This is a genomic window from Bradyrhizobium sp. USDA 4532 (assembly GCF_024171315.1).
Classification (GTDB): domain Bacteria; phylum Pseudomonadota; class Alphaproteobacteria; order Rhizobiales; family Xanthobacteraceae; genus Bradyrhizobium; species Bradyrhizobium australafricanum.
Window position 1 is genome coordinate 2,191,340 of sequence record NZ_JALJZN010000001.1, and the last position, 23,221, is coordinate 2,214,560.

Sequence of the window (23,221 nt, forward strand, 5' to 3'; positions counted from 1 at the left end):
CGATGAGATCGGGTTAGTCGTCATCGCGCTTGCGCCCGTTCGAGCATGGTGCTTCCGGAAAACCGCTTCGCACTTTTCCGGATCATGCTCTAGGCTACGGGCAAAACGGACAACATTGGGGGATGCAATGCCCGAGAACGCCGCGGCTGCGCCTGCGAAAAGAATCGAGTTTGAAGATCCGCATGCCGGTCTCGACAATCTGCAGGAGGCCGAGGTCACGCGCGTGCGCACCCTGCGCGGGGTGTGGCGCTGGGCGCTGGTGGTCGCAACCGCCGCAACCATCCTGCTCTGCATCAACCAGCAATTCTCGCTGCGCTTCTTCATCGACTACACCCAGCTCAACACCGAATATTTCTATCTCTTGATCGCGCTGATGCTGCCCTTCACGTTCCTGATCTTCCCCGGATCGGAGCGCGCGCCGCTGAACCGCATTCCCTGGTATGACCTCGCGCTCGCCGTCGCGACCTTCGCCGCCTCGATCTGGCTGATGCTGAACGTGCGCAAGGCGGCGCAATATGGCTGGGAGTCCGACGGCGCCCCGAGGAACGTCGTCATCGCCGGCCTCGTGATGTGGGTGATGCTGATGGAGGCGCTGCGCCGGACCGGCGGCTGGAGCCTCCTGCTCAGCGTGCTGCCCTTCACCGTCTATCCGCTGTTCGCCGAGGCCAGCTGGCTCGGGCCGTTCCGCGGCTCGCAGCTGACGCTCGACCAGACCACCGCCTATCACGTGTTGTCCGGCGAGAGCCTGCTCGGCATTCCGATCCAGGCCTTCGCCGATACCGTGATCGGCTTCCTGGTGTTCGGCACCGCGCTGATGATGACCGGCGCCGGAAAATTCTTCATCAACCTCGCCTTCGCGCTGTGCGGCACGTTCCGCGGCGGTGCCGCCAAGGTCTGCATCTTCGCGTCCGGCCTGCTCGGCATGATGTCGGGCTCGATCGTTTCCAACGTGCTGACCGCCGGCACCATGACGATCCCGGTCATGAAGAAGAGCGGCTTCCGCGCCTCCTATGCCGGCGCGATCGAGGCCTGCGCCTCCACCGGCGCCGTGCTGGCGCCGCCGGTGATGGGCGCCACCGCGTTCGTGATCGCGCAGTTCCTCAATATCAGCTACGCGGAGGTCGCGGTGGCCGCGATCATTCCTGCGGCGCTCTACTATGTCGGCCTGTTCATGCAGGTCGACTCCTACGCCGCACGCCACGGGCTGAAGGGCATTCCGCGCGCCGAGCTGCCGCGCGTGATGGATACGATCAAGAACGGCTGGTATTACGTCTTCGTCATTGCGCTCCTGATCGTGATGCTGCTGTATTTCAAGCGCGAAAGCCACGCGCCGTTCTACGCCACCGCGCTGCTGCTGGTGCTGAACCAGATCTTCTCCAAGGAGAGCCGCTGGACGCTCGGGACGATCGGAAAATTCCTCGAGGTCAATGGCCGCACCTTCGTCGAGCTGGTCGGCATCCTCGCCGGTTGCGGTCTGCTGATCGGGGCGTTCTCGATGACCGGCGTGGTCTCGAGCCTGGCCAACGATCTTTTGACGCTTGCGGGCGACAACGCGTTCCTGCTGCTCGTGATGTGCGCCTTCACCAGCCTGATCCTCGGCCTCGGGCTGACCACCACCGCCTGCTACATCTTCCTCGCCATCCTGGTCGCGCCCGCGCTGGAGAAGCTCGGGCTGAACCGGATGGCGGTGCACATGTTCATCTTCTATTGGGGCATGCTGTCGTCGATCACCCCGCCGGTGGCGATCGCCTCCTTCGCTGCGGCCGGCATCGCCGGCTCGCCCGCGATGAAGACCGGATGGGAATCGATGTGGGTCGGCAGCATCATCTATTTCATCCCGTTCTTCTTCGTGCTGAACCCGGCGCTGGTGATGCAGGGACCGAGCCCCTATCTCGCCGGCCTCGGCCTGATGGCGCTCGCGGCCTGCGGCACGCTGTTCATCTGCGGCGGCATCCAGGGCTACCAGGCCTTCGTCGGCGACCTCCGCGGCGCCGGTGCCCTGGAATGGCCGCTCCGGGTGCTGCTGGTGATCGGCGGCTTCGTGCTCGCGACGCCAGGCGGCGGCATCAACCCGCTGTCGCAACTGCAGGTGTCGCTGCTGGGGCTTGCGATCCTCGCCCCGACGGTGTTGATCGCCTTGCTGCTGGTCCGCCGTCAGGCGCTGGTTCCGAACCAGTTGCGCGCGCCTTGATTGCGTTGCACAACAGGAGGCGATGAAACGATCGCCTCCTCCCGTCACCGCCACCACCACGGCTTGGTCCAGCTCGAAGCCGCCGCTGCTGCGGTTTCTGCACACTTGTTACGCAGACTTCCTGCCGGAGGCCGCGGGCGCGGTTGCCGACTACATCCCCGAGCTCGGCAAGGCCGACCCTGCCCATTTCGGCATCAGCCTGGCGACGCTCGACGGCCACGTCTACGAGGTCGGCGACACCAGGGTGCCGTTCACCATCCAGTCGATGTCGAAGCCGTTCGTGTTCGCGCTGGCGCTGGACACGCTGGGCGCCGAACGGGTGGAAAGCGTGATCGGCGTCGAGCCGTCCGGCGACCCCTTCAACTCGATCCGGCTCAATGCCGAGAACCATCCGTTCAATGCGATGGTCAATGCCGGCGCGATCGCCTGCTCCGGCCTGCTCCACGCCGACAAGGGCGACGGCGCGTTCGACTACATCCGCCAGGCGCTCGGCCGCTTCGCCGGACGTGAGCTCGATATCGACGAGGCGGTCTATGCCTCCGAGAGCGCCACCGGCGACCGCAACCGGGCGATCGGTTATCTGCTGCGCACCAACAGCGTGATCACCGAGAACGTGCCTGCGGTGCTCGACGTCTATTTCCGGCAATGCTCCATCCTGGTCACCGCACGCGACACCGCCGTGATGGCGGCGACGCTCGCCAATCGCGGCATCAACCCGCTGACAGAGGAGCAGGTGGTGACGCCCTACGCCATCGCGCGCACGCTATCGGTGATGACCTCGTCGGGCATGTACGACTATGCCGGCGAATGGATCTACCGCGTCGGCATTCCCGCCAAGAGCGGCGTCGGCGGCGGCATTCTGGCGGCACTGCCGGCGCGGCTGGGGCTCGGCAGCTATTCGCCAAAACTCGACAAGCACGGCAACAGCGTGCGCGGCATCAAGGTGTGCGAGACGCTGTCGGCGCATTACGACCTGCATATGCTCAACCGCAGCGACGACGCACGCCACAGCATCATCGCCGACTACAATATCGGCAAGAACCCGTCGCGGCGGGTGCGCCGGCCGCAGGAGCAGGAGATCCTGGCAAGGCACTTCCAGGAGGTCCGAGTGATCGAGCTGGTCGGCACCCTGTCGCTCTCCAATGTCGACTATGTCTCGCGCCGCCTCGCCGGCAGCCCGCGGCCCGAATTCGTGATCTTCGATCTGCGCCGCGTCACCGCGACGACCCGCGCCGGCGCAAGGCTGGTGGCCGAAGCTTTCCAGGAGCTCGCCGAGCTCGGCGTCACCGTGATCCTGTCCGGCATCAAGCGGACCTCGCGCGAATGGGCCACGATCAGCGAGTGGACCAGGCGGCTCGGCAATATCAGGGATTTCTATCTGCTCGACACCGCGATCGAGTGGGCCGAGGACCAGATCGTCTACCGCTATGGCGGCTCGATCGACTTCCTCGAGACCACGGAGCTTTCCGAGCAGCCGCTGCTCGCCGGATTGAGCGAAGCCGAGATCGCCGATCTCACCTCGATTTGCACGGTCCGGACCTACCAGCAGAATGAAAAGGTCATCGCCGCGGGCAGCGAGGCCACCTCGCTGTTCTTCCTCCGCAGCGGCGTGGTCCACGTCACCCTGCCGGACGGCATCCGGCTCGCGACGCTGACTGCCGGCATGGCGTTCGGCGAGATGGCGCTGCTGGAGCCGAAGCGGGTCGCGGACGTGGTCGCCGACATGTCGGCGACCACCTACGAAGTGACGATCGAGGATTTCGAGCGCTTCCGCGAGCGACATCCGCGCGCCGGCGAGCGGATCATGCGCAACCTCGCGCAGATCCTCGCCGAACGGCTGATCCTGGCGAATGCAAAGGTGGATCTGCTGACGTCGGGGTAGGTCTCTCTGTTCTCCCTCTCCCCGCCCTTCGCGGGGAGAGGGTCGGGGTGAGGGGCTGCATCCGCAAAATAACTTCGAGTTAGACTCGCGGAGATTCCCCCTCACCCGGACCGCATTCCGCTTCGCTGCATGCGCTCCGGCCTCTCCCCGCAGGCGGGGCGAGGCGAAGGACTCCGCGACGCGATCCGCTCAGCTCACTACTTCCGTCACCGGCTGCATGTCGATCTCGAAGGTCTCGAGAAATTTCGACGTCATGATGTAGAAGCCGACCGAGAGTTGCAGCTCGATCAGCGCGGCCGGCGTCAGCTTCACTGCGATCGCCCTGAAGGTCGCGTCGGTCGGCTTCTTGAGCTTGACGATCTCGTCGGTGAAGGCGAGCGCCGCGCGCTGCACATCGTTGAAGCAGGTCGCGGACCGCCAATCCTCGAGCGCGGCGTTCTGCTCGTCGGTGACGCCGACATTCTTGCCGATCCGCTTGTGCGCGACGATCTCGTAGGGCGCCTCGCAGAGAATGCCGGTGCGCGTGATCGCAAGCTCGCGGACGACGGGATCGAGCTCGCCCTTGTGGCGGATCGCGCCGCCGAGCCGGCAATACTGTTCAAAGTAGCTTGGCGAATGCGCCATCATGCGAAAGATATTGGCGTTGCGGTTCTTGTCGAGGATCTCGCGGGTCCGCGGGCTTGCCTTCGCGGGATCGGAGTAGTCGATACGGGCCATTTCCTAACCTTGATCTTGCCGTCGTTTCTGTCGGGTTCCGAAACACTAGAGCTTTTTCCGTTCCGATGAAATCGGAACGGGGCCCTAGATCCTTGTTTCGACGCGTTTTCTTCACGCGAACCGATATCCACTTCGCTCGAAAACGCTCTGTACGGGCTGCTGTCGCAGGAGCGACACGCGCGAGTCAAATTGCCGCCGCATTCCCAGACAACGCTGTCACAGTCGATATTCGCTGAGTGGGGACTCGTCAAAAGCGAATACTCGACGCGGGGTGTTCCGAGTAAAAAATCCGGCCGTCTTGCGCGCAATTTGCGCAACGATGAGTCACGCCCAAGTCTAGGGGAAACGCATGAAGGAAGCCACCAAGAGGGCGGCCTCGGAAGCGCTTGCGCAAATGCTGGCGGTGACGGCAATGCTCGTCATCGCCAGCGTGATCTTTTATTGGCACTGAGGCATGATCCCGAAAAGTGTGTAGCGGTTTTCGGAAAGATCATGCCCAAAATGATCCGCAAACTATGAGGGGCAAGAGCGAACCTGTTCAGCCTGGTCTTGCGTTCTGACTGGATCGTTCAGCCCCTCATTTCGCCTTTGCGAAATATGGAACCAGCCTCCCCGCGAATTGCGTGAAGCGCGCCGCGACCTTGTCGCCGATGGCAAGGTCGTTGTCGCCATGGGCCATCATGCGAAAGCCTTCGTCGGCATCGACAAGCACGATGTTGTAGGGCACATGCGCCCGCGCCTCCGGCGTCGCGGCGCGGCAGACCAGCGAGGTCGCATACACCGTCCCTGCCCCACTCGCGCGATGCTCGGCAAGATCTGGCGAACCGCATGCGGCGCAAAAGCTGCGGCGGAAATATTGCCGCGCGCCGCAGCCGTTGCAGGTCTGGTAGACGATGGCTTCAGTGCCCTTGGTCCAGTCCACGATCGGTCCGCTCATCGCACGCGCTCCAGGAACATGCTGACATGCGACGACAGCACGCCGCCATCGCCGTGCAGAAGCGCCACCGAGGCGTCGCGCACCTGACGATTTTCGGCGCGGCCGGTCATCTGCAGATGGGTCTCGATCAGATGCGCCATCGCGCCGCCGACGCCGCAATGGCCGTAGCTGAGCAGGCCGCCATGGGTGTTGAGCGGCATCTCGCCATCCTGATTGAAATAGCCGGCGCGCACCCGCGCCGCCGCCTCGCCGCGTCCGGCAAGGCCGAGATCCTCCAGCAGCATCGCGAGCGTGATCGTGAAGCTGTCATAGACCGCGGCGTAGCGCACGTCCGGGATCGCGACGCCCGCCGCCTGCTTCGCTTTCGCGATCGAAATCTCGGCGCCGAGTTCGCTCAGCGCAGGCGCTGCGGTGACGTGCTGATGGGTGTGTGCCTGGGCGCAGCCGCGGACGCGGACCTGCCGCTCGCCGGTCGGCTCGCGGCTGATCACACAGGCCGCACCGCCGTCCGACACCGGGCAGCAGTCGAGCAGCTTGAGCGGCATCGCCACGGGCTTGGAGGCCATCACGTCGGCAACCGTGATCGGCTCGTGGAATTGCGCGCCGGGATGCGTCAGCGCGTGCTTGCGCATCAGCACCGCGAACTCGGCGAGGTCTACCTGCGTGAGGCCGTATTCATGCATGTAGCGCGTTGCGACCAGGCCGTAATAGGCCGGGATCGTCGGCCCCAGCGTCACCTCGTAGTCGGGATGGCCGACCTGGGCCAGCGCCTGGATCGAGGCGTCCCGGCTCTGCCCGGTTAGCCGGTTCTCGCCGCCGACCACCAGCACGTGTTTTGCAACACCGGCGTCGACCAGGTGATGCGCCAGCATGGTCATCGCAAGCCCGGTGGCGCCGCCGACCTGCACGGCGTGCGCGTAAGCCGGGCGAATGCCGAAGTGCTCGGCGAAGACCGTGGCCAGCATGATGTGCGGCGAGACCGTGGAGTAGCCGCAGAGGATGCCGTCGATCTCGGAGCGCTTCAGCCCGGCATCCGAGATCGCAAGCTCGGCCGCCTTGCTCATCAGGTCGAGCGAGGACAAGCCCTCATGCTTGCCGTAGGACGTGAGGCCGACGCCGGTCACGAAGCTCATTTCAGCGCACCTATCTCAGAGCGTCATTCCGGGGCGATGCGAAGCATCGAACCCGGAATCTCGAGATTCCGGGTCTGGTCCTTCGGACCATCCCGGAATGACAACCTACAATGACTTGCGTCATCTCAATACGACTTCGGAAGGCCGAGCACCTTCTCGCCGATGAAGCTGAGGATCAGCTGTGGACTGATCGGCGCGATGCGCGGGATCAGCGATTCCCGCAAGTAGCGCTCGACGTGGTACTCCTTGGCGTAGCCGAAGCCGCCATGGGTCATCACCGCTTGCTCGCAGGCATGGAAGCCGGCTTCCGCCGCGAGATATTTTGCGGAGTTCGCCGCGGGGCCGCAGGGCAGGTTCTGGTCATACTGCCAGCCGGCGCGCAGCACCATCAGCCAGGCTGCCTCCAGTTCCATCCAGCACTTCGCCAGCGGATGCTGGATCGCCTGGTTCATGCCGATCGGCCGGTTGAACACGATGCGGCCCTTGGCATATTCCGACGCCCGCTTCAGCGCGATCTGGCCGAGGCCGACGGCTTCAGCCGCGATCAGGATGCGCTCGGGATTCATGCCGTGCAGGATGTATTCGAAGCCGCGGCCCTCCTCGCCGATACGGTCTTCGACCGGGATCTCGAAATTCTCGAAGAACAGCTCGTTGGAATCGACTGGCTTGCGGCCCATCTTCTCGATCTCGTGCACGGTGACGCGCTTGCGGTCGAAATCGGTGTAGAACAGGCTGAGGCCATGGGTCGGGCTGCGCACCTCCTCCAGCGGCGTGGTGCGCGCGAGCAGCAGGATCTTGTTGGCGACCTGGGCGGTCGAGATCCACACCTTCTGGCCGTTGACGATGTATTTGTCGCCCTGGCGCACCGCGCGGGTCTTGAGCTGCGTGGTGTTGAGGCCGGTGTTCGGCTCGGTCACCGCGAAGCAGGACTTGTCGCGGCCGTCGATGATCGGCGGCAGCATGCGCTGGCACTGCTCCTTGGTGCCGAACACCACCACCGGATTGAGCCCGAACACGTTCATATGCACCGCGGACGCGCCGGACATGCCGGCACCGGATTCGGAGATCGTGCGCATCATGATCGCGGCATCGGTGATGCCGAGCCCGGAGCCGCCATATTCCTCGGGGATGCAGATGCCGAGCCAGCCGGCATCGGCCAGCGCGCGGTGGAAGTCGGCCGGATAGCCGCCCTCCTTGTCCTTCTTCAGCCAGTAGGCTTCGTCAAAGCGCGAGCAGATCTTGGCGACGGCATCGCGGATCGATTCCTGGTTGGCGGAGAGTGCGAAATCCATCTGTCGTGCTCCTATGCCTGCACCGCTTTGGCCGCGCCGTCGCGCACCATCGCCGCGATCTCCTCGGTGGAGAAGCCTGCCTCCCGCAAAATCTCCGCACTGTGCTCGCCGAGCCGTGGCGCCAGCCGGCTCGGCTCGACCTTGGTCTCCGACCACCGCGCCGACGGCGTCATGCTGCGGATCCGCCCCTCGGTCGGATGATCGACCACGGGGAAGACGCCGGTCGCGACCATATGCGGGTCCTCCAGCAGGCTCTCGAGATCGTGCATCGGCATTACCGGCACGTCGGCCTTTTCGAGGATCCCGTTCCACTCGGCGGTCGTCTTGGTCTGCAGGATGCGCGCGAGCTCGGCGTAGACGACATCGATATTGGTGGCGCGGCCGGCGAAGGTCGCGAATTTCGGATCGCTGCGCAGATCGTCGCGGCCGGTCGCCTTGAAGAAGTTCTCCCACTGCTTGTCGTTGTAGACGATCACGCAGATATAGCCGTCGAGCGTCTTGTATGGCCGCCGGTCCGGCGACAGATGGCGCGCATAGCCGCCCTTGTCGAGCGGCGGATCGTAGGTCAACCCGCCCATGTGATCGCCCATGACGAAGCCGGCCATGGTCTCGAACATCGGAATATCGACGCGTTGGCCCTGCCCGGTGCGATCGCGATGCACAAGGCTCGCACAGATCGCGCCGACCGCGGTGAGGCCGACGATGCGATCCACCAGCGCGTTCGGCACATAGCGCGGCACGCCGTCCGAGGTTTGCGCCATCAGCGCCGGCAGCGCGGTCGCGCCCTGGATCAGATCGTCATAGGCGGGCTTGGCGGCATAAGGTCCCTCCTGGCCGAAGCCGAACACGCCGGCATAGATCAGCCGCGGGTTGACCTTGGAAACGACGTCATAGCCGAGCTGCAGCCGCGCCATCGCCTGCGGGCGCACATTGTAGACCAGCACGTCGGCCTTCGCGATCAGCCGCAGCACCGCCTCGCGCCCCGCCGGCTTCTTCAGATCGAGGCAGACCGAGCGCTTGCTGCGATTGGTGTTGAGGAACACCGGTCCCATGCCGGGATGCCGCGTCGGACCGATCTGCCGCGTCACGTCGCCGTCGGGGGATTCCACCTTGATGACGTCGGCGCCGTAATCGCCCAGCATCTGCGTGGCGTAGGGTCCCATCAGCACGGTCGTCATGTCGACGACCTTGATACCCTGCAGTGGTCCCATCGTCTTGTTCGCTCCCGGATGTCGTGGTTATAGAGCTAGTAACGGGAGCTATTCCAAGAGATCAAGCTGCGCCGGGCGTATGGGCGTATGCATGGCTGCGGCCGGGCCGCTTCCGTGCGGCGGAACGCAGGCTGGGCAAAACGAAGCGTATTCACCGCCGCCCTTATGCCGGCGACTGCCCCGTCATCACCTCGCGCGCCTTCAGGAGCTTTTCCAGTTCCGCATTCTGCTGCTCGAGCCGCTCGGCGATGCGCTCCTCGACTTCGGCGCCGGCTGCGCCTGCGGCCTGCTCGATCAGCTGCCTGATATTGTCCCGGAGGATCGCGATGCGATCGTTCACTTCCGACAGCGACAGAGACGTCTCGATTCCCATGGTCCGTTCTCCCGGTGACAAGCACAGGCAGCTTAGCGCGGCGGGAGGTCCGGGCATATCCCTTAACCGCCTTAGTGACCCCAATCCCTACAGTGCATGGGGTTGTCTTCGATGTTTTCGATTCAACCCAGGCTCGCCCCGCTTTAGCCCATGCCTTTGGCCAGCATCTCCCGCAGCGCGGTCTTCAGCACCTTGCCGTAATTGTTCTTCGGCAGGGCATCGAGATAGACATAGCGCTTCGGCCGCTTGAAGCGGGCGATCGAGGCAAGGCAATGCGCGTCGAGCTTGCCGTCGTCGGCGGCGGCGCCGTCCGCGAGCACGACGCAGGCGACGACGATCTCGCCCCATTCCGGATCCGGCACACCGACGGCCGAGACCTCGCTGACATCGGGATGGGTCAGCAGGGCTTCCTCGACCTCGCGCGGATAGATGTTGGTGCCGCCGGAGATGATCACGTCCTTGGAGCGGTCCGACAGCGTGAGGAAGCCGTCGGCGTCGAGCCGGCCGACATCGCCGGTGCGCAGCCAGCCGTCCTTCAATGTCTCGGCATTGGCCTTCGGATTGTTCCAGTAGCCGAGCATCACGGTCGCGCCCTTGACCTCGATCTCGCCGGTCTCCCCGGGAGGCAGCGGCGTGCCGTCCTTGTCGGTGATGCGCACGGTGACGACGCTCTGCGCCAGCCCGACTGAAGCCAGCCGTTCGAGATAGCGCGGATGATCGCTCCGGGCGTGCCAGCCGCGCGACAGCGCCGTGATGGTCATCGGCGACTCGCCCTGGCCATAGATCTGCACGAAGCGCTGGCCCATCGTCGTCATCGCATCGGTGATGTCGGCCGTGTACATCGGACCACCGCCATAGATGATGGTGCGCAGCCCCTCGCCGTTCTCGCCGCGCTTCTTCGCGGCATCGACCAGGCGGCGCACCATCGTGGGGGCCGCGAACATCACGACATTGTCAAGCTGGCGGCCGAGGTTGAGCACCTCGTCAGGATCGAAGCCGCCGGACTCCGGCACGACGTGGCGGCCGCCCATCCGGACGTGCGGGAAATTGTAGAGGCCGGCGCCATGCGAGATCGGCGCGGCATAGAGCGAGGCATCGTGCGGCGTCGCCGGATCGACGTCGGCGAGATAGCACAGCGACATCGCGACCAGATTGCCGTGGCTGAGCATCACGCCCTTGGGACGGCCCGTGGTGCCCGATGTGTAGAACAGCCAGGCGAGATCGTTGTTTTCGCGCGGCAGCGGTGCAGGTGGCCCCTCGCCGCTTCGCATCGTCTTGTAAGCGTCGCTGTCGACCGACAGCGTGGTCATGCCGGCGGGGCAGTCGTCCTTCGCCTTGTTCAACGCACCGATCGTGTCATCGGAGACGAAGGCGAGCTCGGCACCGCCATTGCCGCAGATCCACGCCGCCTCGCGGCCGTGCAGCTTGGCGTTGATCGGGATCGCGGCGGCGCCGATCCACCAGATGCCGTAGAGGCATTCGAGATATTGCGTGCAGTTCGACGCAAACAGCGCGATGCGGTCGCCGGCGGCAATGCCGTGATCGCGCGCCAGCGCCGCCCCGATCGAGGCGGCGCGGCGGGCAAAGGTGGCGTAGTCGGCGTCGAGATCGAAACCGGTCAGCAGCGCCGGCGCGTCGGGACGCGCCCGTGCCGTCGCCGCCAGCCATTCGGCAATGTTCAAGCTACTTCGCCGGCTCGAGGATCGAGACGTAGTTGGCGACCGCGGCGCCGCCCATGTTGAAGATGCCGCCGATCTGCGGGTTCTTGAGCTGCATGCCCTCGGGCGCTTGCCCCGTGAGCTGCATCGCGCTCATCACATGCATGGAGACGCCGGTGGCGCCGATCGGGTGGCCCTTGGCCTTGAGGCCGCCGGACGGATTGACCGGCAGCTTGCCGTCCTTCTGGGTCCAGCCTTCCATGATCGCGCGCGCGCCCTGTCCCTTCGGCGTCAGGCCCATCGCTTCATATTCGATCAGCTCGGCGACGGTGAAGCAGTCATGGGTCTCGACGAAGGACAGGTCGGAGAGCTGCAGGCCGGCCTTCTGCAGCGCGCGCTGCCAGGCGGTGGTGCAGCCTTCGAACTGCAGGATGTCACGCTTGGACATCGGCAGGAAATCCTGCGCATGCGCGGTGGCACGGATGTTCACCGCCTTGCCCATGGTCTTGGCGGTCTCGGCATCGGTCAGCACCAGTGCCGCGGCGCCGTCCGAGACCAGCGAGCAGTCGGTGCGCTTCAAGGGACCGGCGACGAACGGGTTCTTGTCGCTCTCGGCGCGGCAGAACTCGAAGCCGAAATCCTTGCGCATCTGCGCATAGGGATTGGCGACGCCGTTCTTGTGGTTCTTGGCGGCGATCATCGCCAGCGCATCCGACTGGTCGCCGTATTTCTGGAAATAGGCCTGCGCGATCTTGCCGAACACGCCGGCAAAGCCGCCGACCGTGTCGCCGTCCTCGGGCAGATACGACGCCTTGAGCAGGTTCTTGCCGATCTCCGGGCCCGGCGTCTTCGTCATCTGCTCGACGCCGACCACCAGCACGATCTTCGCGGCGCCGGCTTCGATGGCGCGAATGCCCTGATGCACGGCGGCCGATCCGGTGGCGCAGGCATTCTCGACCCGGGTGGTCGGCTTGAAGCGCAGCGCCGGATTGGCCTGCAGTACCAGCGAGGCCGTAAAATCCTGCGGCGAGAAGCCGGCGTTGAAATGACCGAGCATAATTTCGTCGACATCGGACGCGGCGATGCCGGCGTCAGCCAGCGCCTCGTTGGCGACCTTGACCACGAGACCCTCGACGGTCTCCGCGTCGAACTTTCCGAATGGCGTGTGCGCCCAACCCACGATGCTGGCGGTCATGGCTGTATCTCCCTGTTCCTGTTCGGAGAGTTATGTAGCGTATCTTCAGGCGGCTTTCAGCGTTTTCATCGCCGTCGCGCACATGGCGGTTATGCCCGCCCAATTGGCGGCGCGGATATCGGCCGCGGGGCACAGCCAGGAACCGCCGACCGCCAGCACATTCGGTTCGGCGAGCCAGGTCACCGCATTGGCCTCGCTGACCCCGCCGGTCGGGCACACCCTGACCTGCGGAAATGGCCCGGCCAGAGCCCGCAGTGCCTTGATACCGCCCGCCTGCTCGGCCGGGAAGAATTTGACGACGTCGAAGCCGTGGGCCAGCGCCTGCATCAACTCGGAGGCGGTCGCGATCCCCGGCGCGAAGGGCAGCTGGCTGGAGGCTGCCGCCGCCAACAGCTCGGGCGTCGCACCCGGGCTGATGCCGAATTTGGCGCCCAGCGCCTCGGCGCGCATCAGGTCGTCACCATTGAGGATCGTGCCGATCCCGACGATTGCCTCCGGCACACCGGCGATGATGGCCCTGGCCGCGTCGACCGCGACCGCCGTCCGCAGCGTCACCTCGAGCGTCCGCACGCCGCCGGCGACCAGCGCCTTTGCAAGCGGCACCGCGTCCTCGAGCCGCTCGATGGTCAGCACCGGGATCACGGTGGCCTGACGGATCAGCTCGGCGATCCGGTCCTGCTTCGATGTCGTTGTCATTGCGAGGCCTTACGGGATGGTGGGAGACGAAGCGCCTTTTTCGGCGGCATGGCGTAGCGCGGAATGATCGCGCCGGGATAGCACACCACGACACCGGCCAGCCGATGGCCGGCGCGCGCCGCCTCCTCTGGCTCGGCGCCGCCGAGCCGCGCGGCGAGATAGGCGGCGGCAAAGCTGTCGCCGGCCGCGGTGGTATCGACCACCGGCTTGGTAAGCTGCTCCGCCTTCACCTCGCGCGTTCCGCCGGCCGAGCGCACGATGCAGGCCGGCTCGGCGAGCTTCAGCACCACCTCGGGGCTCGAGATGCCGGCCAGCAGCGCCGTGTTGCTCTCGCCGGGATAAAGCGGCGCCAGATCCTCGGTCGAGGCAAGCACGATATCGGCCGTCTCGAACGCGCTGCTGAAGACCTTCCGCGCGACGTTCAGGTCCGGCCAGCCGCGGGCGCGGAAATTGGTGTCGAACGCAAACCGCGTCCCCAACAGCCGCGCACGCTTCAGCGCCGCCAGCAATCGCTCCTGCCCGTCCTCGCGCAGGATCGAGAGCGTGATCGCCGAGAGATAGACGACGTCATAGGTCGCGAGTGAGTTCAGGATGTCTTCCGTTTCGGGCAGATCCATCAGGTCGCGGGCGGCGGCGCTGTCACGCCAGTGGAAGAAGCGCCGCTCGCCCTTGTCGTCGGTCTGGATCAGATAGAGGCCGGGCAGCTTGCCCGCCGATCGCGCGACATGCTTGGTGCCGATGCCTTCGCTCGCCCAGCCCGCGATCATCTCATCGCTCAGCGCATCATCGCCGAGCGCCGTGAAGTAATCGACGTGGATGCCGAGCCGGGACAGATAGACCGCGGTGTTGAGCGTGTCGCCGCCATAGGAGCGCGAATACAGCCCGCCGAGCTGGCCGCCAGGAGCCTGGCGCAGCTCGATCATGCATTCGCCGATGCTGGCAACTCTGGTCATCTCAAGCGCCGCGCTAAAGCGCGATGAAGCCTGGTTGAATCATCATCGCGCCTTAGCCCCTTGTCTGAGCATGATCTTCGCGCAAACGCGTTCCGCGTTTGTCGCGAGGGAAACCGCTTCGCACTTGTCCGGATCATGCTTTAGCTCGGACGTTGCTCAGGCGGCGAACTTGCCGCCGAGTTCGTCCTCGATATGGATCCGGATGATGTCGTCGAACGTCTTCTCGGCCGTGGTGAAGCCGAGCTTCAGCGCGCGGTCGGTGGCGAAATCGCGCGGCCAGCCCGAGACGATGCTGATGATGGTCGGATCGGGCACCCGCTTGATCCGCGCGGTGACGTTCTTGCCGGCGACGCGCTCCAGCGACGCGATCTGCTCGCCGACGGTGACGGACATCCCGGGCATGCTGAGATTGCGCCGCGGCCCCATCGCATTGAGATCCATCGTGCCGGCGTGAACCAGAAAGCCGACCGCCGATTTCGGCGAGGCGTGCCAGTGCCGGACGTCCTCGGAGACCGGCAGCACTGCCTCCTCGCCCGCCAGCGGCTCGCGGATGATATTCGAGAAGAAGCCGGACGCCGCCTTGTTCGGCTTGCCCGGACGCACGCAGATTGTCGGCAGGCGGATCGAGATCCCGTCGAGCAGACCCTTGCGGGTGTAGTCGTTGATCAGGAGCTCGCAGATCGACTTCTGCGTGCCATAGCTCGTCAGCGGCGTATGGAAGAACTCGTCGCCGATCTTCTCGGGGAACGGCGCGCCAAACACCGCGATCGAGGACGTGAACACCAGCCGCGGCTTGTAGCCGCCGCCGACGGCACGGATGGCGTCGATCAGATAGCGGGTGCCGTCGAGGTTGATCCGGTAGCCCTTGTCGAACTCGGCCTCGGCCTCGCCCGAGACGATCGCGGCGAGATGGAAGATCACCTCGGGACGCTCGGCGATCAGGGGCGCCGCGGCGCCGGCATCGGCGAAATCGGATGCGACCACATTGACCGGGATCGAGGCATTGGCGGGCTTGGCCGGCGCGACCACGTCCTGCAGCGTCATCCGGGTGATCTCTTGCTTGCCGAGGCGGCCCTCGCGCAAGAGACGCTCGGTCAGCTTGCGGCCGACCATGCCGGCGGCGCCCAGAATCAGAATGTGCACGACCCTGCTCCTTTTCTTGTCTTGTTCGAATTCAGCTGCGGGCCTTGCGCGCTCATTCCTTCACGGCACCCGTCATCGCCGAGACATAATGCTCTACGAAGAACGCGTAAAGAATAACCAGCGGTAGCGAGCCGCATAGCGCCCCTGCCATCAGGGACCCCCAGCGATAGATGTCACCGTCAACGAATTCGTTGACGATGGCGACCGGCACGGTCTTGTTCGGGGTCGATTGCAGGAACGTCAGCGCATAGATGAATTCGTTCCAGCACAGCGTGAAGCAGAAGATGAAGGCCGAGATCAGGCCGGGGACGGCGAGCGGCAGCACGATCTTGATCAGTATCTGCCAGCGGCTGGCGCCGTCGATCAGCGCGCATTCCTCGAGCTCGAACGGGATGGTCTTGAAATATCCCATCAACAGCCAGGTCGAGAACGGAATCAGGATCGTCGGATAGGTCAGGATCAGCGCCAGGGGCGAGTCGAACAGGCCGTACTGAAACACGACGGTCGCGAGCGGAATGAACAGGATCGACGGCGGCACCAGATAGGCCAGGAAGATCAGGCCGCCGACGACGTTGGCGCCCTTGTAGCGCAGCCGCACGATCGCATAGGCCGCGAGCACGCTCGCGATGATCGACAGCAAGGTGGCGCCCACCGCCACATACATCGTGTTCCAGAGCCAATGCGGATAGTAGCTCTCGAACAGCAGCTTGTGGACGTGCTTGAAGGTCGGATTCCAGGTCCAGAACGGATTGTACTTGTCGAGATCGAGCAGTTGCTCGTCCGGCTTGATCGCCGTCAGCCCCATCCAATAGAACGGGAACAGCAGGATGATCACGATGATCGACAGCGGGATGTAGAGCGTCACGATCCGCCGCGGCACCGACTGCAGGTAGCTCATGCCCTCGCTGTTGTCGACGCGCGACGGCGTCGACAGGATGCTCTTGAGGTCGACCTTGGAGGCGGGAAGATCAGTCATTGCTCTCTCCCTGCTGCCACTTCCTGCGTTGCAGGCCGAACCATGACACCATGATCGCGGCGAGCAGGAACGGGATCATCGCGCTCGAGATCGCAGCGCCCTCGCCCAGCTGCCCCGCGATGATCGCGCGCTGATACGACAGCGTCGCCATCAAATGAGTGGCGTTGACCGGGCCGCCGCGCGTCATCGCCCAGATCAGCTGGAAGTCGGTGAAGGTGAACAGCACCGAGAACGTCATCACGACGGCGATGATCGGCGTCAGCAAGGGATAGGTGATGTAGCGGAACATCTGCCAGCGCGAGGCGCCATCCAACGTCGCCGCCTCATACAGCGACGGCTGCACGGTCTGCAGGCCCGCCAGCAGCGTGATCGCCACGAACGGTACGCCGCGCCAGATATTGGCGAAGATCACGCAGATCCGGGCCCAGGTGGTGTCGCCGAGGAAATTGATGTTCTGGGTGATCAGGCCGAGATGCTTGAGCGACCAGGAGATGATCGAGAACTGGGAATCGAAGATCCACCAGAACGCCAGCGCCGACAGCACGGTCGGCACGATGAAGGGGATCAGCACCGCGGCCCGCAACAGCGCCTTGAACGGCATGCGCTCGTTGAGCAGCAGCGCCAAATAGAGTCCGACCGCGAACTTCACGGCGCTCGCGATGAAGGTGTAGAGCAGCGTGTTGAAGACCGACAGCCAGAAGATGGCATCGTCCCACAACCATTCATAGTTCTCAGTGCCGATGAAATGACCGACGCGGCCGATGCGGGTGTCGGTGAAGGACAGCCAGATGCCGAGCCCGAGCGGATAGGCCAGGAAGAAGATCAGGAACGCCATCGCCGGCAACATGAACCAGAAGCCGAGCCAGTTCTTGTTGTGGCGGAGCTGATCCCAGGTGGTCGCTTCGCGGATTTCGGTTTTCGCACGTCGCGGCGCAAGGGCGATGTCAGCCATAGGCGATGTCCCGATTGCTCAACGGATTGAGCATGACTACGCAATATTCCAATGATGGCATTCCAATGATGACGCGGGCGGCGGCTCTCCGCCGCCCGCGGCCATCACATCAGCGATAGATGCGCTTCAGCTGCCGTTCGGCTTCCGCCATCGCGGCCTTGCCGTCCTTGGCACCGGTGCAGTAGTTCGCGAACATGTCGACCACAATGAAGTCGGCGATCGCGGTCGCGGCCTTCTCGCCGGGCGTACCGATGCCGGAGGCCGGCAGCGCGCGCTTCGAGGCCTGGCCGAACACCGCGTTCTTCGGATCGGCGGTCCACACCGGAGCCGAGTCGTAGGCATTGAGCGTGTGGGTGAGATAACCCCGCGCGCCCGACAGCCACTTCTCGAAATTCTCCTTCTCCAGCATGAAGGCGATGAACGCCTTTGCCGCGTTCGGATATTTGCAGAAGTTGAAGGCGAGGATCGGAACCGCGAGTTGCAATTCGGTCGGCTTGCCGATCGAGCCGACCGGCCACAATGCGTGGTCGATGTCCTCGGCGAGCTCCTTCTTGCTCGGATCGTCCTTGGCCGCGACGTAGATCGAGATGCCGTTCGAGGTCAGGAACAGCTCGCCGGACAGGAAGGCCTTGTTGTTGGAGGAGTCGTTCCAGGACGCGACACCCGGAATGAAGGTCTCCGACAGCGCCTTGGCATATTCCAGCGCCTTCATCGTCTCCGGCGAGTTTATGATGACCTTGTCGTCCTTGTCGACAGTCCAGGCGTTGTGGCCCCAGAGGATGTTGTGCACCCAGGCATTGGCGTCGCCGGTGGCGTGGCCGAGCGCGAAGCCGGCCGGCGTGTTGTTCTTCTTCAGCGCCTTGCACAGTTCGAGATAGGCCGGGAAATCGGACGGCACCTGCTTGAAGCCGGCCTTCTCGACCGCCGACTTGCGATAGGTCAAATAGCCGCCGATGGTCGCGACGGGAATGCCGAGCCAGTCATTGCCCTGCTTGCAGGTTTTGGCCGCGGCTTCGGTCCAGCCGCCATACTTGTTGCCGAGATAATCGGCAACGTCGTTCATCTTGAGAACCTTGGTCGGGAACAGCTGCGGCAGCGTGTGCAGGCCCCAGGCGAGGTCGAGACCCGAGCCGGTGTTGGCGGCGACCGAGGCCTTCGGCTGCACGTCCTCGAAGGACTCGCTGAACACGTTCATCTCGGTGCCGGTTGCCGACTTGAAGGCCGCGACCATGGCGTTGAATGCATCGTCTTCCGCGGGCACGAAGCGCTTCCAGCGCATCACGGTGAGCTTGGCGCCGGGCTCCGCCTTCCAGGGCGCGCTCTGCGCCCAGGCCTTGGCGAAGTCAAACAGCGCCGGCCCGGTGAGCATGCCGGTTGCAGCCAGCGCCGTGCCGCCCTGAAGTAGCGAGCGGCGAGTAAAATCGTGCATCGTCCTTCTCCCTATGATTGTGTTTTTGTTGTTTTTGATCTGGCCTGTTGGTCGGCCATTAAGATCGATCGGTCCGTCAGCTGTTCAGTCGCTTCCCCGTCGAATCGTCGAACAGATGGACCAGCGACGGATCCGGCTTGAGCCGAACCTTGTCGCCCGGGTTGAACAGATGGCGCTCGCGGAACACGGCGACGACCTGCTCGCCGCCGAGCTTGGCGAACACCTGGGTCTCCGACCCGGTCGGCTCGACCACCACGATCTCGGCCTCGGCGCCGTCATCGGCGATGGTGAAATGCTCGGGCCGCACGCCGTAGACCGCGGGCTGGCCGTCGGAATTGGCCGGCGCCGATTTCAGCGGCAGCTTGACGCCGTTCGGTCCCTCGAAATAGGCGGCGCCGTTCACCTTCACATTGCCCTTGAGGAAATTCATCGCCGGCGAACCGATGAAACCGGCCACGAACTGGTTCGCCGGCGTGTCATAGAGTTCGAGCGGCGAGCCCATCTGCTCGACGATGCCGTCATGCATCACGACGATCTTGTCGGCCATCGTCATGGCCTCGATCTGGTCGTGGGTGACGTAGACGGTCGTGGTCTTCAGCCGCTGGTGCAGCTCCTTGATCTCGGTGCGCATTGCAACACGCAGCTTGGCGTCGAGGTTCGACAGCGGCTCGTCGAACAGGAACACCTGGGGATCGCGCACGATGGCGCGGCCCATCGCGACGCGCTGGCGCTGGCCGCCCGAAAGCTGGCGGGGATAGCGCTCGAGCAGCGGCGTAAGCGCAAGGATTTCCGCGGCGCGCTTGACGCCGGTCGAGATCTCCTCGGGCTTGGCGCCGCGCAGCTTGAGCGAGAAGCCCATATTGTCGGCGACCGTCATGTGCGGGTAGAGCGCGTAGTTCTGGAACACCATTGCAATGTCGCGCTCTTTGGGCTGGACATTGTTGACGACGCGGTCGCCGATCGAGATCGTGCCGGAGGTGATGTTCTCGAGCCCCGCCAGCATGCGCAGCAGGGTCGACTTGCCGCAGCCGGAGGGGCCGACCAGAACGACGAACTCGCCGTCCTCGATCGGGATCGACACGCCGTGCAGGACCTCAAAATTGCCGAACGATTTCCGCACGTCGCGAATCTGGACCGACGACATCCACTTCCCTCCCTCAAGTTCCCGACGACGTACGACGAGTGCCGCCACCGCTCTGTTTTGTTCCGGCCGCGCTGGGTGCGCGGCGCTGTTGGACTGACGTTATTGTCCGCAGTTTATCCGGTTTTGGCAATCGTTCGATTAGCAATCGCTTGGTAGCGCTGTCAATATCAGTTTGTCTGCGACGAACGTCGTGATATGAGCGGCAAATGGCCCGAAAGCGCATCACGCCAGGCAAGATCCGGCTCGCCGAAGTCGCGAAGCTCGCCGGTGTCAGTCCGATTACGGCCTCACGGTTCTTCAGGAATCCGGAAGCACTTTCGGCCGGCAAGCGCGCGCGGGTCGATAGTGCGGCAAAAGAACTCGGTTACGTGCCCAATCTCGCGGCACGCGCGCTTGCGTCGCAGCGCACCGAGGTGATCGGTGTCCTGATCCCGTCGCTGACCAACAACGTGTTCTCCGACGTGCTGCGCGGCATCTATGACGCGCTCGACGGCAGCCGCTACAGCATTCAGCTCGCCAACACCCGCTACAGCATCCTGCAGGAAGAGCGCCTGCTGCGTCTGTTTCTGGCACAGAAGCCGGCCGGGCTGATCATTACCGGCATCAACCAGACCGCCGATTCCCGCCGCATCATGGAGACGGTCGATTGTCCGATCGTCCAGATCATGGAGGTCGGTCCCTCCCCGATCGACATGATGATCGGATTCTCGCATTTTGACGCCGCAAAAGCCGCCATCGCCCACCTGCTGGCGCAGAGCTACCGGCGGATCGGATTCCTCGGCGCGCGGATGGATCCGCGGGTGCAGCGCCGGCTCGACGGCTATCGCTCCGCGATGACCGACGCTGGGCTGTTCGATCCACAGCTTATTGTGACAACGGCGATCCCGACCTCGGTCACGCTCGGCGGCACGCTGTTTGCCGACCTGCTCGCCAAGGCGCCCGACATCGACGCCGTGTTCTGCGTCAATGACGACCTTGCGCTCGGCGCGCTGTTCGAATGCAAGCGGCGGCACATGGCAGTGCCGGAGCAGATGGCGATCGTCGGCTTCAATGACCTCGAATTCATGGCGTCGAGCGAGCCGACCTTGAGCAGCGTGCGTACCAACCGCTACGAAATGGGCAGAAACGCTGCCGTGATGGTGATCGAGACGCTGGAAGGGCGCCGGCCGACCGAACCCGTCGTCGATCTCGGCTTCAGTGTCATGGAACGGCAAAGCTCGGCGCGACGCAATTGACGTCGCCCGGCAGCTGCCTGTCATAAGGGACGCGAAAATGATAAAATGATAGCGCAACCAAGACCCTTCAACTAAGGTCCAATCCATCACACGAAACACCTGTGCGTGATCGGTCGGGTTTGTAATGCATGACGATTTGCGCAAGGTAGAAACGACCTTGAACCAGAGCCCTTGAATGGGCCCACAAGTTTGCATTGCGGGAGAAACCAATGACAAAACCCCCCACCAACGGGCACGACGCCGCAGGCGCGACCAGCAAGGGCAAGGGCCGCAGGCTCCGCTCCCAGGAATGGTTCGACAACCCGCACAATCCGGGCATGACCGCGCTCTATCTCGAGCGCTATCTCAATTACGGCCTGACGCGAGAGGAATTGCAGTCGGGTAAGCCGATCATCGGCATCGCGCAGACCGGCAACGACCTCTCGCCCTGCAATCGGCATCACCTCGAGCTCGCACACCGCGTCCGCGAGGGCATCCGCGCCGCCGGCGGCATCGCGATGGAGTTTCCGACCCATCCGATCCAGGAGACCGGCAAGCGCCCGACTGCGGCGCTCGACCGCAACCTCGCCTATCTCGGCCTGGTCGAGGTGCTGTTCGGCTATCCGCTCGACGGCGTGGTGCTGACCACCGGCTGCGACAAGACCACGCCGGCCTGCATGATGGCGGCGGCGACCGTCAACCTGCCGGCGATCGTGCTGTCGGGCGGCCCGATGCTGAACGGCTGGCACGAGGGCCAGCGCACCGGCTCCGGCACCGTGGTGTGGAAGGCGCGCGAACGGCTCGCCGCCGGCGAGATCGACTATGAGCAATTCATCGAGATCGTGGCCTCTTCGGCCCCCTCGGTCGGCCACTGCAACACGATGGGCACCGCCTCCACCATGAACTCGCTCGCGGAAGCGCTCGGCTTCTCGCTGCCGGGCTGCGCGGCGATCCCGGCGCCGTATCGCGAGCGCGGCCAGATCGCCTACGAGACCGGCAAGCGCATCGTCGACATGGTCTGGGAGGATTTGAAGCCGTCGGACTTCCTGACGCGCGAGGCGTTCGAGAACTGCATCGTGGTCAACTCCGCGATCGGCGGCTCGACCAATGCGCCGATCCATATCAATGCGTTGGCGCGCCATGTCGGCGTCGAGCTGTCGATCGACGACTGGCAGAAATACGGCCATGACGTCCCGCTGCTGGTGAACATGCAGCCGGCCGGCTTCTATCTCGGCGAGGAATATCACCGCGCCGGCGGCGTGCCCTCGGTGGTGCGCGAGCTGATCAAGCACAAGCGCATCCACGAAGGCGCCCTCACCGTCAACGGCCGCACCATGGGCGAGAATTGCAAGGAAGCACCTGCGCCCGACGGCGACGTGATCTGGGGCTACGACAAGCCGCTGGTGAAGGACGCCGGCTTCATCGTGCTGCGCGGCAATCTCTTTGATTCCGCGATCATGAAGACCAGCGTGATCTCGAAGGAATTCCGCGACCGCTATCTGTCCAACCCGAGGGACCTCAATGCCTTCGAGGGCCGCGCCATCGTGTTCGAGGGGCCGGAGGATTATCACAACCGTATCGAGGATCCCGCGCTCGACATTGATGAGCACTGCGTCCTGTTCGTCCGCGGCACCGGCCCGATCGGCTATCCCGGCGGCGCCGAGGTGGTGAACATGCAGCCGCCCGCCGCGCTGATCAAACGCGGCATCCTGTCCCTGCCCTGCATCGGCGACGGAAGGCAGTCCGGCACCTCGGGCTCGCCCTCGATCCTCAACGCCTCGCCCGAGGCCGCCGCCGATGGCGGGCTCGCAATCCTGAGGACTGGCGACAAGGTGCGCATCGACCTCAACAAGGGCAGCGCCAACATCATGATCTCGGAGGATGAGCTGCGCACCCGCCGCGCCGAGCTGAAGGCCAAGGGCGGCTTCCCGCATCCGGCCAACCAGACGCCGTGGCAGGAGCTCTACCGCAAGACCGTCGGCCAGCACGCGACCGGCGCCTGTCTCGAGCTCGCGACGCGCTACCACGACATCGCCGGCAAGGTCGGCGTGGCGCGCGACAATCATTAGGACGCAAACCGTCATTGCCGGGCGCGGCCCGGCAATCCATCGTTCTTCGAAAGATG

19 protein-coding genes are annotated in these 23,221 nt (G+C 64.5%); 4 read left to right on the top strand and 15 right to left on the bottom strand.

Annotated elements, in window-relative coordinates:
• The first annotated feature begins 127 nt into the window (after positions 1-127).
• Both J2R76_RS10645 and glsA read left to right on the top strand, forming a co-directional pair.
• Positions 128-2,191, top strand: coding sequence for a TRAP transporter permease (locus J2R76_RS10645; RefSeq protein ID WP_076826548.1), 2,064 nt, complete (start codon positions 128-130; stop codon positions 2,189-2,191).
• A 22-nt stretch (positions 2,192-2,213) separates the two neighbouring features.
• The gene (gene glsA, locus J2R76_RS10650; RefSeq protein WP_076826546.1) at positions 2,214-4,073 is read left to right on the top strand and encodes a glutaminase A; all 1,860 of its coding nucleotides are present in this window, start codon (positions 2,214-2,216) and stop codon (positions 4,071-4,073) included.
• Between the two features lie 189 nt (positions 4,074-4,262).
• On the opposite strand, the gene J2R76_RS10655 is transcribed toward glsA, so the two are convergent.
• The 15 genes from J2R76_RS10655 to J2R76_RS10725 form a co-directional block, all read right to left on the bottom strand.
• Entirely contained in the window at positions 4,263-4,790 is a 528-nt protein-coding gene (locus J2R76_RS10655; RefSeq protein WP_076826544.1) for a carboxymuconolactone decarboxylase family protein, read from the bottom strand.
• A gap of 577 nt (positions 4,791-5,367) precedes the next feature.
• Positions 5,368-5,727 (bottom strand): Zn-ribbon domain-containing OB-fold protein, encoded by a 360-nt coding sequence (locus J2R76_RS10660; RefSeq protein ID WP_076826541.1) that lies wholly within the window; start codon positions 5,725-5,727, stop codon positions 5,368-5,370.
• A complete protein-coding gene (locus J2R76_RS10665; RefSeq protein WP_076826540.1) occupies positions 5,724-6,860 on the bottom strand; it encodes a thiolase family protein in 1,137 nt (378 codons plus the stop codon). The genes J2R76_RS10660 and J2R76_RS10665 overlap by 4 nt, the downstream gene beginning before the upstream one ends.
• A gap of 125 nt (positions 6,861-6,985) precedes the next feature.
• A complete protein-coding gene (locus J2R76_RS10670) occupies positions 6,986-8,152 on the bottom strand; it encodes an acyl-CoA dehydrogenase family protein (RefSeq protein WP_028344637.1) in 1,167 nt (388 codons plus the stop codon).
• A gap of 11 nt (positions 8,153-8,163) precedes the next feature.
• Complete coding sequence (locus tag J2R76_RS10675) at positions 8,164-9,363, bottom strand: CaiB/BaiF CoA-transferase family protein (protein ID WP_057019740.1); 1,200 nt, start codon at positions 9,361-9,363, stop codon at positions 8,164-8,166.
• 163 nt (positions 9,364-9,526) lie between these two features.
• Positions 9,527-9,736: a hypothetical protein gene (locus J2R76_RS10680; protein WP_057019739.1), complete on the bottom strand. Its 210-nt coding sequence runs from the start codon at positions 9,734-9,736 to the stop codon at positions 9,527-9,529.
• A gap of 143 nt (positions 9,737-9,879) precedes the next feature.
• The gene (locus J2R76_RS10685) at positions 9,880-11,418 is read right to left on the bottom strand and encodes a class I adenylate-forming enzyme family protein (RefSeq protein WP_141339952.1); all 1,539 of its coding nucleotides are present in this window, start codon (positions 11,416-11,418) and stop codon (positions 9,880-9,882) included.
• Between the two features lies 1 nt (position 11,419).
• A complete protein-coding gene (locus tag J2R76_RS10690; RefSeq protein WP_028344634.1) occupies positions 11,420-12,589 on the bottom strand; it encodes an acetyl-CoA acetyltransferase in 1,170 nt (389 codons plus the stop codon).
• A gap of 45 nt (positions 12,590-12,634) precedes the next feature.
• Positions 12,635-13,285, bottom strand: coding sequence for a bifunctional 4-hydroxy-2-oxoglutarate aldolase/2-dehydro-3-deoxy-phosphogluconate aldolase (gene eda / locus J2R76_RS10695; protein WP_076826536.1), 651 nt, complete (start codon positions 13,283-13,285; stop codon positions 12,635-12,637).
• Complete coding sequence (locus J2R76_RS10700) at positions 13,282-14,238, bottom strand: sugar kinase (RefSeq protein ID WP_057019736.1); 957 nt, start codon at positions 14,236-14,238, stop codon at positions 13,282-13,284. The genes eda and J2R76_RS10700 overlap by 4 nt, the downstream gene beginning before the upstream one ends.
• Positions 14,239-14,394: 156 nt before the next feature.
• Positions 14,395-15,381, bottom strand: a complete 987-nt coding sequence (gene denD / locus J2R76_RS10705) for a D-erythronate dehydrogenase (RefSeq protein WP_028344631.1) — start codon at positions 15,379-15,381, stop codon at positions 14,395-14,397.
• A 52-nt stretch (positions 15,382-15,433) separates the two neighbouring features.
• Entirely contained in the window at positions 15,434-16,357 is a 924-nt protein-coding gene (locus tag J2R76_RS10710; RefSeq protein WP_076826534.1) for a carbohydrate ABC transporter permease, read from the bottom strand.
• Positions 16,350-17,309: a carbohydrate ABC transporter permease gene (locus J2R76_RS10715; RefSeq protein ID WP_057019734.1), complete on the bottom strand. Its 960-nt coding sequence runs from the start codon at positions 17,307-17,309 to the stop codon at positions 16,350-16,352. The genes J2R76_RS10710 and J2R76_RS10715 overlap by 8 nt, the downstream gene beginning before the upstream one ends.
• A gap of 109 nt (positions 17,310-17,418) precedes the next feature.
• Positions 17,419-18,738: an ABC transporter substrate-binding protein gene (locus J2R76_RS10720; protein WP_057019733.1), complete on the bottom strand. Its 1,320-nt coding sequence runs from the start codon at positions 18,736-18,738 to the stop codon at positions 17,419-17,421.
• Between the two features lie 76 nt (positions 18,739-18,814).
• Positions 18,815-19,882 (bottom strand): ABC transporter ATP-binding protein, encoded by a 1,068-nt coding sequence (locus tag J2R76_RS10725; RefSeq protein ID WP_028334988.1) that lies wholly within the window; start codon positions 19,880-19,882, stop codon positions 18,815-18,817.
• 206 nt (positions 19,883-20,088) lie between these two features.
• Here J2R76_RS10725 and J2R76_RS10730 point away from each other — a divergent pair, with 206 nt between their 5' ends.
• Both J2R76_RS10730 and J2R76_RS10735 read left to right on the top strand, forming a co-directional pair.
• Positions 20,089-21,117, top strand: coding sequence for a LacI family DNA-binding transcriptional regulator (locus J2R76_RS10730; protein WP_076826532.1), 1,029 nt, complete (start codon positions 20,089-20,091; stop codon positions 21,115-21,117).
• A 209-nt stretch (positions 21,118-21,326) separates the two neighbouring features.
• Positions 21,327-23,165, top strand: coding sequence for an IlvD/Edd family dehydratase (locus J2R76_RS10735; protein WP_076826530.1), 1,839 nt, complete (start codon positions 21,327-21,329; stop codon positions 23,163-23,165).
• Positions 23,166-23,221 lie beyond the last annotated feature (56 nt).

Excerpts from the sequence above, each read along its gene's own strand:
- J2R76_RS10645 (WP_076826548.1), top strand. The coding sequence starts at position 128 with ATGCCCGAGAACGCCGCGGCTGCGCCTGCGAAAAGAATCGAGTTTGAA.
- J2R76_RS10670 (WP_028344637.1), bottom strand. The coding sequence starts at position 8,152 with ATGGATTTCGCACTCTCCGCCAACCAGGAATCGATCCGCGATGCCGTC.
- J2R76_RS10660 (WP_076826541.1), bottom strand. The coding sequence starts at position 5,727 with ATGAGCGGACCGATCGTGGACTGGACCAAGGGCACTGAAGCCATCGTC.
- J2R76_RS10700 (WP_057019736.1), bottom strand. The coding sequence starts at position 14,238 with ATGACCAGAGTTGCCAGCATCGGCGAATGCATGATCGAGCTGCGCCAG.
- J2R76_RS10725 (WP_028334988.1), bottom strand. The coding sequence starts at position 19,882 with ATGTCGTCGGTCCAGATTCGCGACGTGCGGAAATCGTTCGGCAATTTT.
- eda (WP_076826536.1), bottom strand. The coding sequence starts at position 13,285 with ATGACAACGACATCGAAGCAGGACCGGATCGCCGAGCTGATCCGTCAG.
- J2R76_RS10715 (WP_057019734.1), bottom strand. The coding sequence starts at position 17,309 with ATGGCTGACATCGCCCTTGCGCCGCGACGTGCGAAAACCGAAATCCGC.
- J2R76_RS10680 (WP_057019739.1), bottom strand. The coding sequence starts at position 9,736 with ATGGGAATCGAGACGTCTCTGTCGCTGTCGGAAGTGAACGATCGCATC.
- J2R76_RS10655 (WP_076826544.1), bottom strand. The coding sequence starts at position 4,790 with ATGGCCCGTATCGACTACTCCGATCCCGCGAAGGCAAGCCCGCGGACC.
- J2R76_RS10665 (WP_076826540.1), bottom strand. The coding sequence starts at position 6,860 with ATGAGCTTCGTGACCGGCGTCGGCCTCACGTCCTACGGCAAGCATGAG.
- J2R76_RS10735 (WP_076826530.1), top strand. The coding sequence starts at position 21,327 with ATGACAAAACCCCCCACCAACGGGCACGACGCCGCAGGCGCGACCAGC.
- J2R76_RS10730 (WP_076826532.1), top strand. The coding sequence starts at position 20,089 with ATGGCCCGAAAGCGCATCACGCCAGGCAAGATCCGGCTCGCCGAAGTC.
- J2R76_RS10675 (WP_057019740.1), bottom strand. The coding sequence starts at position 9,363 with ATGGGACCACTGCAGGGTATCAAGGTCGTCGACATGACGACCGTGCTG.
- glsA (WP_076826546.1), top strand. The coding sequence starts at position 2,214 with ATGAAACGATCGCCTCCTCCCGTCACCGCCACCACCACGGCTTGGTCC.
- J2R76_RS10720 (WP_057019733.1), bottom strand. The coding sequence starts at position 18,738 with ATGCACGATTTTACTCGCCGCTCGCTACTTCAGGGCGGCACGGCGCTG.
- J2R76_RS10690 (WP_028344634.1), bottom strand. The coding sequence starts at position 12,589 with ATGACCGCCAGCATCGTGGGTTGGGCGCACACGCCATTCGGAAAGTTC.
- J2R76_RS10710 (WP_076826534.1), bottom strand. The coding sequence starts at position 16,357 with ATGACTGATCTTCCCGCCTCCAAGGTCGACCTCAAGAGCATCCTGTCG.